The sequence below is a fragment of the Variovorax sp. J22G73 genome (assembly GCF_030317035.1).
Taxonomy (GTDB): Bacteria; Pseudomonadota; Gammaproteobacteria; order Burkholderiales; family Burkholderiaceae_C; genus Variovorax.
This window is the reverse complement of record NZ_JASZYK010000003.1, coordinates 566,698-578,349: the sequence shown is the minus strand read 5'-3', so window position 1 is coordinate 578,349 and position 11,652 is coordinate 566,698. Positions and strand designations below refer to the sequence as shown.

Below are 11,652 nucleotides of genomic sequence, written 5' to 3'. Positions count from 1 at the left end.
GCGGCCGCCTTCAACCCGCTGCCCGCTCGCCTTTTTCTGCCTGTGCACCTTGCAAGGCCTCGACCAGAAAGTCGACCATCAGTCGCACCTTCGCGCTGAGGTGCCGGCGGCTGGCATAGATCGCCAGGATGTCCACTGGCGGCATGTGATAGCCGGGCAGCACCTCGACCAACCGGCCGGCGCGCACGTCCTCGCCGATCACGAAGCTCGGCTGCCAGATGACGCCCGCGCCGGCGAGCGCCGCGGCGCGGGCGGTGTCGCCGTTGTTGGCCCGCAAGACCCAGCGCACGCGCACGGATTCGAGCGTTCCGCCGGGGCCGGCGAACTGCCACTCGTCGGAGGTCGCGCCGTACGTGTAACCCAGGCACGGGTGGCGCGCCAGGTCCGCCGGAACCTCGGGCATGCCGTGGGCCGCCAGGTAGGCGGGTGAGGCGCAGACCAGGTTGGGCGAGCGGCCCAGGCGGCGCGCGATGTGGTTGCCCGAGGTGGTGCGCGAGATGCGAATGGCCAGGTCGAAGCCCTCTTCGACGATGTCGACCACGCGGTCGATGAGCGCGATGTCGAGCTCGACGTCGGGGTACTTCGCCATGAACTTCGGCCACAGCGGCGCCAGCACCAGGCTGCCGAAGCTCAGCGGCGCGTTGACGCGCAGGCGCCCCCGCGGCTGCAGCGACGCGGTGGTCGCCAGGGCCTCGGTCTCGGCCACTTCCTCCAGGATGGATTTCGCCCGGTCGAACAGCGCTTCGCCGCCTTCGGTGAGCGACAGGCGGCGCGACGTGCGGTTGATGAGCCGCGTGTGCAGGTGCGCTTCCAGCTCGTTGACGTAGCGCGTCACGTTGGCCGGCGAGGTGTCCAGCGCGTCGGCCGCCTTGGTGAAACTGCCCCGCGCCACCACGGTGACGAACACTTCGTACGCACGCAATCGGTCCATGGGGCCAACCTCCAATCATTCATAAAAGCTGAATGAGTAAACCACTTTTGGCCTCTTTATGGAAGTGAAGCTGAATCATAAATTCACCTCACCCCAGCAACTCGACAGAAAGGAAGTTCCAGATGACCGACACCGATTTCACCCCCGCAGCCACCTCTGCGCCCATCTCCACCCGCCGCTCGCTGCTTGCCGGCGCCGTCGGCCTCGGCGCCGCCCTGGCCCTGGGCACTACCGCAAATGCCGCGAATGCCGCGAACGCCGCCCCGGCCGCCGACGCGGTGCGCGGCTTTCGCTCGGGCAGCGCGGAGGTGAACGGCACCCGCATCCACTACCGCATCGGCGGCAGCGGCCCGGTCGTCGTGCTGCTGCACGGCTACGCCGAGACCGGCCACATGTGGAACCCGCTGATGCCGCTGCTGGCCAAGTCGCACACCGTGCTGGTGCCCGACCTGCGCGGGGCCGGCGATTCGTCCAAGCCCGAGACGGGCTACGGCAAGAAGAACATGGCCGTCGACATCCACGAGCTGGTGCGCTCGCTCGGCTTTCGCAGCGTGAGCATCGTCGGCCACGACATCGGCCTGATGGTGGCCTACGCCTATGCCGCGCAGTTTCCCGCCGAGACCGACAAGGTGGTGCTCATGGACGCCTTCCTGCCCGGCATCGGCGCGTGGCAGAACGTGTGGCTGCTGCGCGACCTGTGGCACTTCCATTTCCACGGCGCAACGCCGCTGGCGCTGGTGAAGGGGCGCGAGCGCATCTACTTCGAGCACTTCTGGAACGACTTCGCGGCCGACCCGAAACACTCGGTGCCCGAAGCCGATCGGCAGTTCTACGCCAGGGCCTACGCCCAGCCCGGCGGCATGCGCGCGGGGTTTGAATATTTCAAGGCCTTCGAGCAGGATGCGGCCGAGTTCGCCGAACTGGGCAAGACCCCGCTGCCCATGCCGATGCTGGTGCTTTCCGGCGAAAAGGCCGGCGGCACCTTCCTGATCGAGCAGGGAAAGATGGTCGCGACCAACGTGCAGGGCGTGATCGTCAAGGGCTCCGGGCACTGGCTGATGGAAGAGGCGCCGGAGCAGGTCATTCCGGCGCTGGTCAACTTCCTGGGCTGACCGGAAAGCGGGCGGCAAGCTTGCCGCCCCCGCGGCTGGCAAGAACCGCGGAACTCAACGAACATGAACGTCGAACCAACCTAGGAGATCCAATATGGACCTGCAACTCAACGGAAAGCTCGCCCTGGTGAGCGGAAGCACCGCCGGCATCGGCTACGCCATTGCGCGCACGCTGGCGCAAGAAGGCGCCAGCGTGATCGTCAACGGCAGATCGCAGGCGGCGGTCGACGAGGCGGTGGAGCGCATCCGCTCGGAAACGCAAGGCACGGTGCTCGGCTTTGCCGGGGACCTCAGCCGCGCCGACGCCGCCGAGGAAGTGGTGCGCCGCCACCCCGGCATCGGCATCCTGGTGAACAACCTGGGCATCTTCGAGGCCAAGGCCTTCGAAGACATTCCCGACGAAGACTGGCTGCGCTTCTTCGACGTGAACGTGCTGAGCGGCGTGCGCCTGGCGCGCCTGGTGCTGCCGGAAATGAAGCGCGCGAACTGGGGCCGCATCATCTTCATCTCGAGCGAGAGCGCGGTGCAGATCCCGACCGAGATGATTCACTACGGCATGACGAAGACCGCGCAGATCGCGGTGTCGCGCGGGCTGGCGGAATCGGTCGCGGGCACCAACATCACCGTCAACAGCGTGCTCCCGGGCCCGACGAAATCGCGCGGCGTCGGCGACTTCGTGGAAGGCATGGCGCGCTCCAGCGACAAGAGCTTCGAGCAGGTGGAGGCAGAGTTCTTCCACAACATTCGCCCGACCTCGCTGATCAAGCGCTTCGCCTCGCCGCAGGAAGTCGCCTCGCTGGTGGCCTACGTGGCGAGCCCGCTCGCGTCGGCGACCACGGGTGCGGCGCTTCGGGTGGACGGCGGGGTGGTGAAGAGCGCGTTCTGAGAGCGTTCTGACGAAGGCGCGGTGAGCGTGGAGGCGGGTCGAGCGTGCCACGCCAGCGGCTCGCCAGGGAGTCGCCGCGTGCCACAGGCTGCGCAGGGGTACGGCCGCCCCTTCAGGCGGCTTTCTCCTCCTCGCCTCGACGCTCTGCAAGAAACGCGTCCGTGTCCTTCAGCGTCCAGCTGCCGTCGCCGCCGAAGCACAGCACGTGGGTATGAAACGGCACCACGGCAGCCCTGTGCGCGATGCTGATGAGCGTGACGCCCTCGTCTTTCAAGCGCTGGTAGAGCGCGGCCTCGTTGGCGTCGTCGAGTGCGCTGGTGGCTTCGTCGAGGATGACGAAGCCGGGAGACTGGACGAGCACGCGCGCGAACGACAGGCGCTGCTGCTCACCCATGCTCAGCACCTTTTCCCAATGCTGCGTCGCATCGAGTCCGCCGACGCGTTCCATCAAGCTTGGAAGCTGCACCTCTGCAAGGATCTCGGCCAGCCGTTCGTCCGTGAGGCCCTCGACCTCCCGCGCCGGGTACAACAGCTGCTGCCGTAGGCTCCCGACCGGCATGTAGGGGCGCTGGGGCAGGAACATCAAGCTGTGCAACGGCAGGCGACGCACGGTTCCGGTCCCGTGGTCCCACAGGCCGGCTATCGCCCTCAGCAGGCTGCTTTTTCCGCTTCCGCTGGGGCCGGTGATGAGCAGGCCGTTGCCGGGTTTCAGTTCGAGCTCCAGGTTTTCCAGCAATAGCCGGCCGAAGCCCGGCGTATACAGCGTGAGCGACTCGATCAGCAGCGCGTCCCCCTCTTCGTGCAAGGCGATGCGCTTGCCTTCGCTGGCCTCGACGGAGACTGCGGGCGAGGCGGGTTCCTTGTGCAGCTGGGGCAAGGCGACGGCCTTGGCCAGCATGTCGAGCCGGCCGATGCCGGCGACGAACTTGCTGAGCGACTCGAAGTTGTCCACAATCACCGTCACCGCCGTCAACACCGCGGCGAAGGCGGCAACGGCCTGGGTGGCGCGCCCCACCTCCAGCTCGCCGCTCAGCACGCCCTGCGCGAGGATCACGACCGGCAGCACCAAGGTGAGCTGGCTGTAGGCGCGCTGGTACAGGTTCAGGCTGCGCTGCTTCTTGATGAGCTTGTCGTAGTTGGCATAGACGTCTTCGAAACGTCGGTCAATCTGGGCGCGCTCTTGCGGCTCGCCCCGGTAGAACGCGATGCTCTCGGCGTTCTCGCGCAGGCGCATGAGGTCGAAGCGAAAGTCGGCTTCGCGCTTGAGCTGCCAGAAGTTCAGCTGGATCAGGGGCTGGCCGAAGATCCACAGCGCGACCACCGTGCCGACGATGGCATAGATCGCCAGGAAGGCCACCAGAAGCTTGCTGATGCCCCAGAGCACCGCGCTGAACGCCACCAGCTGCATCGATGAGCCCAGGACGACGAGCAGAAAATTGATGCTGCGCCCGGTGAAGGTGTTGATGTCTTCCGCGATCCGCTGGTCGGGATTGTCGATGCTGGCATCCGCGCCGAGGTGGTAGTAGCGTCGCTTGCCCAGGTAGCCATCGAGAAAGCGCGCGGTGAGCCACTTGCGCCACTGGTTGGCGAAGGAGTCGCGCATGTAGTAGTAGATGGCATAGACCGGCACCGCCATCGCCAGCACGATCAGGCTGCCGCGCACGGCGCCCCAGAAGCGGTCTGCGTCCTTGGCGGCGAGCGCCGAGGTCAGCTCACCCGTCTTGGCCACGAGCATCACTGCGAGTTGGGTGTCGAGCAGCATCAAGCCGACGAGCAACCCGAGCAGCGTCCAGGCAGTGGAGCGCTTGTCTCCCAGCCAGAAGGGCTTTGCCACTCGCAGGAACTGTTTCCATGCCGCGAGGGAAAGGCCCGGCGGAAGCACGGCGCGGGGACGCTTCGGCAGAGGCGGCGTTGTTGGTGATGTGCACTGTGGCTTTGGAGGGATGTCTTGCGCATCTGCAGCCGCGGCGGAGGTAGTAGCGGTCGCGACCGCATCGGCAAGAGGATCGGCAGCTCGTTCAAGCATGGAGATGGGGAGCAAGGAAATTGAAGCTTGAAGGCTTGGCAAAAAACGACTGCTTGCGGCAGAAAAAAGCCCAGCACAGCTGGGCACAGGTTCTTAGGTCGCACGCAGCTTAAGTAGAACCGCGGCAGATCGAACTCACGCGCGATCGGCCCTAAGCCAAGGCTAGCGAATGTCGGCATCCCGCCTTGTCGGACGAATGCGCGCAGATTGGGCATCCGACAAGACGGATCGCGGGGCGCGTCGCGGGCCGGTCGGCGGCGTGCTGAACAACGGCAAGCTGCAGATGCCGCTGCAGGCGCTGGGCGGAGAAAAGTCTTTCGGCACCATGACGGCCGCGGTGATGCGCACTAGGGCGAGCAATGTCACCGAGGGTGTCGCTCCGCCGCCGCCGCTGCTCGAGATCTGCACACGAACAGGAGGGAACCGCACCATGCTTCGACCACTGACATGCCTGCTGGGCAGCGCGCTGCTGGCCACGGCCGCTTTCAGCGCTACGCCGGCAGCGCCGGAGCCGCGGCCCGCACCCGTACCCGCACCCACACCCACATCGATACCGGCCACCGCAAAGTCCGCCCCCTTGCCAGCCAACCCAGCCGCCGCCATCGCCGAGGTCGAAGCCGCCGTACGCGCCTGGGCCGCCGCCTGGTCCGCCCGCGACGTGGCACGCTATTTGGCGAGCTACTCACCCGAATTCACCCCGCCCCGCGGCCAGGACCGCAAAGCCTGGGAGGCCGACCGGCGCGCGCGCATAGCCGACAAAGCCGCCATTCGCGTGGACATCGACAGCCTGGTCATCAGCGTCACCGGAGAGGCGGCGAGCGCCAGCTTCCAGCAGACGTACAGCGCCGACAAGCTGCGCGAGAAGAGTCGCAAGACGCTGGAACTGCGGCGCGTGGGCAACCAGTGGCTCATTCGCAAGGAAATCGCAGGCGGCTGAGCTCGACAGCGGCGATTGCCCGTGTAAGTAGAACGTTCATGAAGATGTCACCACTTGCAACGATGCTGCAGCCCTCGATTCCCGAAAAAGCTGTGGCTGCCATGTTTCCCACCAAGACCGACAAGGCGCGCGACGAACTCCAGGGCCGCCAGCGCACGCTCAGCCAGCGCGAGCGCGCGCTGCTGCTCATGGCCGACGGCCGGCGCTCGCTGACCGACTTCAGCCCGCTGTTCAGCACGCGGGACGAGGCAGAGCAGGCGCTGTCGGCCCTGGTGCAGCGCGGCTACCTGCAAGACCCGCACGCGGCGGCTGTAGCTGCCGCCCAGGCCGCCCTCTTGGCATCGCAGGCATCGCAGGCCGCGCAGGCGGCCAGCGACGCCCAGGCGGCGCAAGCCATGGCGGCGCTGCCGGCGGTCGACCCGATCCAAGTCAGCACCTCGGCCGACAGCTTCGACGGCAAGCGCTCGCTGGCGACCACGCGCATGTTTCTGTTCGACATCTGCGAGCGCATGTTCGTGCGCCGCGACCCCAAGTTCGCGACGCAGATGCGCGACGCCCTGCGCGAGGCGCGCGACCGCGAGGCGATGATGACCATTGCCGCGCTGATGCTCAGCGAGGTCGAGAAGGCGGCCGGGGCCGAGCGCGCCGAGTCGCTGCGCGAGCGCATCGACCGGCTGCTGCCGCCGGCCGAAATCGTTCACTGAGGCCCAAGCCCCGCGCGCCGCGATCCACTACACTCGCCCGGGTCAGGAGAGAGCCCCGCGCGACGGGGCCGCCGAAGGCGCAGGGGATTCCCGAACGCTCAGGCAAAAGGACTGACAAGGCGCCGGTGCACACCGGCGTTTCCTTGCTGGAGAGAGGCCGCCGCACACCACGGTGCAACGGCCCACCGAAGGAGCAAACCCCGATCGTGGGGCGAATCTCTCAGGTAAAGCGGACAGCAGGGGTGGCCCATGGCTTGCGTCATGGATTTCGTCTGCCCCTTTGGAGTGCCCCATGGCCTCTTCCACTGCTTCCGCTGCTCCCGCCGCTTCCGCTGCTTCCGCCTCCGACACCCTGTTGAAGACACCCCTGCACGACCTGCACGTCGAGCTCGGCGCCCGCATGGTCCCCTTCGCCGGCTACACCATGCCGGTGCAATACCCCGCCGGCCTGATGGCCGAGCACAAGCACACGCGCGACGCGGCCGGCCTGTTCGACATTTCCCACATGGGCCAGCTGCGCCTGGTCGGCCCCGACGCCGCGGCCGCCTTCGAAACCCTGATGCCCGTCGACGTGATCGACCTGCCCGCCGGCAAGCAACGCTACGGCCTGCTGCTGAACGACGAGGGCGGCATCCTGGACGACCTGATGTTCTTCAACGAAGGCAACGGCTCGCTCTTCGTGATCGTCAACGGCGCCTGCAAGGTGGCCGACATCGCGCACATCCAGCAGAAGATCGGCAGCCGCTGCACCGTGCAACCCCTGCCCGACCACGCGCTGCTGGCGCTGCAGGGCCCGCAGGCGGCGGCCACGCTGGCGCGCCTGTCGCCCGGCATCGAGCGCTTCGTGTTCATGACCGGCGGCGCGGTGCAGATCGGCGAAGGCGACGTGAAGGTGCCAGCCTTCGTCACCCGCAGCGGCTACACCGGCGAAGACGGCTTCGAGATCTCGGTGGCCGCCACCGACGCCGAGGCGCTGGCCCGCCTGCTGCTCGCCCAGCCCGAGGTGAAGCCCATCGGCCTGGGCGCGCGCAATTCGCTGCGGCTCGAGGCCGGCCTGTGCCTGTACGGCAACGACATCGACACCACCACCACGCCGGTCGAGGCCTCGCTCAACTGGGCGATGCAGAAGGTGCGCCGCGCCGGCGGCGCGCGCGAAGGCAGCTTTCCCGGTGCGGCCAGGATCCTGGCACAGCTCGCCGCGGCCACCCCGGGCGCGGCCGGCCACACCGACCACGACACGCTCAAGCGCAAGCGCGTGGGCCTGGTGGCGCTGGAGCGCATTCCGGTGCGCGACGGCACGCTGCTGCAGTCCTTCGAGGGCCACGACATCGGCATCGTCACCAGCGGCCTGCTCGGCCCCACGGCGGACCGCTGCATCGCCATGGGCTACGTGGCCACGGCGTTCGCCGAGCCGGGCACGCGCATCCAGGCCATCGTGCGCGGCAAGCCGGTGCCGATGGAAGTCTCGACCCTGCCCTTCGTGCCGACCCGCTATTACCGCGGCTGAGACTGCCGACCGCCCCCGGACCCGGCTAGGCTCTGCACCCCGAAACATTTTTTCCACGAGGAGTTTTTCCATGAGCATCAAGTACACCAAGGACCACGAATGGGTGGCGGCCGAAGGCGATGCCGCCACCGTCGGCATCACCGTGCACGCGCAGGACGCGCTGGGCGACGTGGTGTTCGTCGACCTGCCCGAAGTCGGCAAGAGCTTTGCCCAGGGCGAAGTGGCCGGCGTGGTCGAGTCGGTGAAAGCCGCCGCCGACGTGTTCATGCCCGTGTCGGGCGAGATCGTCGAAGTGAACGAGGCCCTGCGCGCCGACCCCTCGCTGGCCAACAGCGACCCGCTGGCCAGCGGCTGGTTCTTCAAGGTCAAGCTGAGCGAACCCGCGCAACTCGACGCGCTGCTCGACTCGGCCAGCTACGACAAGTTCGCCGCCGAATCCTGAAATGATGTTTGCCCCTCGGCTTGCCGCTTCGTGTGCTTCTCCGTCCCCGACGGGGAAGGCGCGGCCCGCCTTGGGGCGGCCCGGCGCAGACCGCTGAGCTCTTTCCGCTGAGTTCTTTTCCGCCGAGTTCCTTTATCAACGCCGATAGACAGTCACCGCCATGCCGACGCCCGCCCTTCCCTCTTTGCAAGAACTAGAGAACGCCGAAGAATTCCTTGCCCGCCACATCGGCATCGATGCGGCGGACGAGGCGCGCATGCTGCCGGTGATCGGCTCGGCCACGCGGGCCGAGCTCATCGACGGCATCGTGCCCGCGGCCATTCGCCGCGCCCGGCCGATGCGCCTGCCCGCGCCGGTGACCGAGGCCGACGCGCTGGCCGAGCTGAAGACGCTGGCGTCGAAGAACAAGGTGTTCAGGAGCTTCATCGGCCAGGGCTACTACGGCACGCACACGCCCGGCGTCATCCTGCGCAACGTCCTGGAGAACCCCGCCTGGTACACCGCGTACACGCCTTACCAGGCCGAGATTTCGCAGGGCCGCATGGAGGCGCTGCTCAACTTCCAGACGATGGTGTGCGACCTCACGGGCATGGCCATCGCCAACGCCTCGATGCTCGACGAGGCCACGGCCGCCGCCGAGGCCATGACGCTGGCCAAGCGCAGCGTCAAGAGCAAGAGCAACGTGTTCCTGGTGTCGGGCGACTGCCACCCGCAGACCATCGAGGTCATCAGGACGCGCGCCGCGCCGCTGGGCATCGAGGTCAAGGTCAGCACGGTGTCCGAGACGCTGCCGCACCTGATGGTGAGCGGCGAGTTCTTCGGCGTGCTCGCGCAGTACCCCGCCACCACCGGCCATGTGCACGACCTGCGTCCGCTCGCGGGCCATGCGCACCAGTGCGACGCCGCCCTCATCGTCGCGGCCGACCTGCTGGCGCTCACGCTGCTGGTGGCCCCCGGCGAGTTCGATGCCGACATCGTCTGCGGCACCACGCAGCGCTTCGGCATGCCGCTGTGCAACGGCGGCCCGCACGCCGCCTACCTGGCCTGCCGCGATTCGTTCAAGCGCTCGCTGCCCGGCCGCCTGGTGGGCGTGAGCGTCGACACGCACGGCCAGCCCGCCTACCGCCTCGCGCTGCAGACGCGCGAGCAGCACATCCGCCGCGAAAAGGCCACGTCGAACATCTGTACCGCGCAGGTGCTGCCGGCCGTGGTGGCCAGCATGTACGCCGTGTACCACGGGCCCGACGGCCTCACGCGCATCGCGCAGCGCGTGGCCGCGCTCACCGCCATCCTGGCCAAGGGCCTGTCGCAGATGGGCCGCGAGCCGGTCAACGCCACCGCCTTCGACTCGCTCACCGTGAGCACCGGCGACGACACGCACGCCATCATCGAGCGCGCGCAGGCTGGCGGCGTCAACCTGCGCCAGCGGCTGCAGCACCACCTGGGCATTTCGCTGGACGAGACCACCACGCGCGCCGACGTCGAAACGCTGTGGGCGCTGTTCGTGCCCGCGGGCACCGCGATGCCGCGCTTCGACGACCTGGCCGCCAGCGCCGTGCCGCTGATTCCCGAGGACCTGCGCCGCACCAGCGCCTTTCTCACGCACCCGGTGTTCAACACCCACAAGAGCGAGACCGCGATGCTGCGCTACATCCGCAGCCTGTCCGACAAGGACCTTGCGCTCGACCGCAGCATGATCCCGCTGGGCAGCTGCACCATGAAGCTCAACGCGACCAGCGAGATGATCCCCATCACCTGGCCCGAGTTCGCCAACATCCACCCCTTCGCGCCCGCCGAGCAGCTGCAGGGCTACGCCCAGCTCGACGCGCAGCTGCGCGCCTGGCTGTGCGAGGCCACCGGCTACGCGGGCATCAGCCTGCAGCCCAACGCGGGCTCGCAGGGCGAGTACGCGGGGCTGCTGGCCATCAAGGGCTTCCATGCAGCCAAGGGCGAGGGCCATCGCAACATCTGCCTCATTCCGTCTTCGGCGCACGGCACCAACCCGGCCAGCGCGCAGATGGTGGGCATGCAGGTGGTGGTGACGGCCTGCGACGCGCAGGGCAACGTCGACATGGACGACCTGAAGCGCGCCTGCGAGAAGCACAGCGACAAGCTGGCCGCCGTGATGATCACCTACCCCAGCACGCACGGCGTGTTCGAAACCCGCGTGAAGGAACTGTGCGAGCTGGTGCATGAACACGGCGGGCGCGTGTACGTCGACGGCGCCAACATGAACGCGCTGGTCGGCGTGGCCGCGCCGGGCGAGTTCGGCGGCGACGTGAGCCACCTGAACCTGCACAAGACCTTCTGCATTCCGCACGGCGGCGGCGGGCCGGGCGTGGGCCCGGTGTGCGTGGTCGAAGACCTCGTGCCGTACCTGCCGGGCCACGCCACGGCGGGCGTTGCTTCGCACGGCGTGGGGGCTGTGTCCGCCGCGCCGCTGGGCAACGCGGCCGTGCTGCCGATCAGCTGGATGTACTGCCGCATGATGGGCGCCAAGGGCCTGCAGGCCGCGACCGAAACGGCCATCTTGAGCGCCAACTACATCAGCGCGCGCCTCAAGGACCACTACCCCACGCTGTACGCAAGCCCGAACGGCCATGTCGCGCACGAGTGCATCCTCGATTTGCGCCCGCTGAAGGACACCAGCGGCGTCACCGCCGAAGACGTGGCCAAGCGCCTGATCGACTACGGCTTTCACGCGCCCACGCTGAGCTTCCCCGTGCCCGGCACGCTGATGGTGGAGCCCACCGAGAGCGAGCCCCTGGCCGAGCTCGACCGCTTCATCGACGCGATGATCGCCATTCGCGGCGAAATCCGCCGCATCGAGGAAGGCGTGTGGCCGAAGGAAGACAACCCGCTCAAGCACGCGCCGCACACCGCGGCCAGCCTGCTCGGCGCGGAATGGGCACACCCCTACTCGCGCGAACTCGGCGCGTTCCCGCTGGCCGAGCTGAAGCACGCGAAGTACTGGCCCCCCATCGGCCGCGTCGACAACGTGTACGGCGACCGCAACCTGTTCTGCAGCTGCGTGCCGGTGGGCGAGTACAACGAAACCGAAGAGGCTGCGCAGGCCGCCGACAGGGCCTGACCCGCGCGTGGAGGCG

The 11,652-nt window shown here is 67.9% G+C and carries 9 protein-coding genes and 2 riboswitches; of the genes, 7 read left to right on the top strand and 2 right to left on the bottom strand.

From position 1 onward, the window contains the following. Nucleotides 1-10: 10 nt before the first annotated feature. Nucleotides 11-931, bottom strand: a complete 921-nt coding sequence (locus tag QTI51_RS15250) for a LysR family transcriptional regulator (protein WP_116913451.1) — start codon at nt 929-931, stop codon at nt 11-13. Nucleotides 932-1,053: 122 nt separating this feature from the next. Here QTI51_RS15250 and QTI51_RS15245 point away from each other — a divergent pair, with 122 nt between their 5' ends. Together QTI51_RS15245 and QTI51_RS15240 are read left to right on the top strand one after the other, a co-directional pair. Continuing rightward, nucleotides 1,054-2,043, top strand: coding sequence for an alpha/beta fold hydrolase (locus tag QTI51_RS15245; RefSeq protein ID WP_286514862.1), 990 nt, complete (start codon nt 1,054-1,056; stop codon nt 2,041-2,043). Between the two features lie 94 nt (nt 2,044-2,137). After that, complete coding sequence (locus tag QTI51_RS15240; protein ID WP_286514860.1) at nt 2,138-2,929, top strand: SDR family NAD(P)-dependent oxidoreductase; 792 nt, start codon at nt 2,138-2,140, stop codon at nt 2,927-2,929. Nucleotides 2,930-3,041: 112 nt separating this feature from the next. Here QTI51_RS15240 and QTI51_RS15235 read toward each other — a convergent pair whose 3' ends face one another. Next, complete coding sequence (locus tag QTI51_RS15235; RefSeq protein WP_353506526.1) at nt 3,042-4,763, bottom strand: ABC transporter ATP-binding protein/permease; 1,722 nt, start codon at nt 4,761-4,763, stop codon at nt 3,042-3,044. Nucleotides 4,764-5,124: 361 nt separating this feature from the next. Here QTI51_RS15235 and QTI51_RS15230 point away from each other — a divergent pair, with 361 nt between their 5' ends. From QTI51_RS15230 to gcvP, 5 genes are all read left to right on the top strand, one after another. Beyond that, nucleotides 5,125-5,892 (top strand): L,D-transpeptidase Cds6 family protein, encoded by a 768-nt coding sequence (locus QTI51_RS15230; protein WP_286514859.1) that lies wholly within the window; start codon nt 5,125-5,127, stop codon nt 5,890-5,892. A gap of 101 nt (nt 5,893-5,993) precedes the next feature. Beyond that, the gene (locus QTI51_RS15225; protein WP_286547620.1) at nt 5,994-6,596 is read left to right on the top strand and encodes a hypothetical protein; all 603 of its coding nucleotides are present in this window, start codon (nt 5,994-5,996) and stop codon (nt 6,594-6,596) included. Between the two features lie 33 nt (nt 6,597-6,629). Continuing rightward, nucleotides 6,630-6,720: riboswitch (glycine riboswitch) on the top strand. 12 nt (nt 6,721-6,732) lie between these two features. Further along, nucleotides 6,733-6,843, top strand: a riboswitch (glycine riboswitch). Nucleotides 6,844-6,888: 45 nt separating this feature from the next. Next, a complete protein-coding gene (gcvT, locus tag QTI51_RS15220) occupies nt 6,889-8,103 on the top strand; it encodes a glycine cleavage system aminomethyltransferase GcvT (RefSeq protein WP_286514857.1) in 1,215 nt (404 codons plus the stop codon). Nucleotides 8,104-8,173: 70 nt separating this feature from the next. Next, nucleotides 8,174-8,545: a glycine cleavage system protein GcvH gene (gene gcvH / locus QTI51_RS15215; protein WP_116909673.1), complete on the top strand. Its 372-nt coding sequence runs from the start codon at nt 8,174-8,176 to the stop codon at nt 8,543-8,545. 160 nt (nt 8,546-8,705) lie between these two features. Continuing rightward, complete coding sequence (gcvP, locus tag QTI51_RS15210) at nt 8,706-11,636, top strand: aminomethyl-transferring glycine dehydrogenase (protein WP_286514855.1); 2,931 nt, start codon at nt 8,706-8,708, stop codon at nt 11,634-11,636. Nucleotides 11,637-11,652 lie beyond the last annotated feature (16 nt).

Coding starts and splice junctions, on each gene's coding strand:
- QTI51_RS15250 (WP_116913451.1), bottom strand. CDS start 931: ATGGACCGATTGCGTGCGTACGAAGTGTTCGTCACCGTGGTGGCGCGG.
- QTI51_RS15245 (WP_286514862.1), top strand. CDS start 1,054: ATGACCGACACCGATTTCACCCCCGCAGCCACCTCTGCGCCCATCTCC.
- QTI51_RS15240 (WP_286514860.1), top strand. CDS start 2,138: ATGGACCTGCAACTCAACGGAAAGCTCGCCCTGGTGAGCGGAAGCACC.
- QTI51_RS15230 (WP_286514859.1), top strand. CDS start 5,125: ATGTCGGCATCCCGCCTTGTCGGACGAATGCGCGCAGATTGGGCATCC.
- QTI51_RS15225 (WP_286547620.1), top strand. CDS start 5,994: ATGTTTCCCACCAAGACCGACAAGGCGCGCGACGAACTCCAGGGCCGC.
- gcvT (WP_286514857.1), top strand. CDS start 6,889: ATGGCCTCTTCCACTGCTTCCGCTGCTCCCGCCGCTTCCGCTGCTTCC.
- gcvH (WP_116909673.1), top strand. CDS start 8,174: ATGAGCATCAAGTACACCAAGGACCACGAATGGGTGGCGGCCGAAGGC.
- gcvP (WP_286514855.1), top strand. CDS start 8,706: ATGCCGACGCCCGCCCTTCCCTCTTTGCAAGAACTAGAGAACGCCGAA.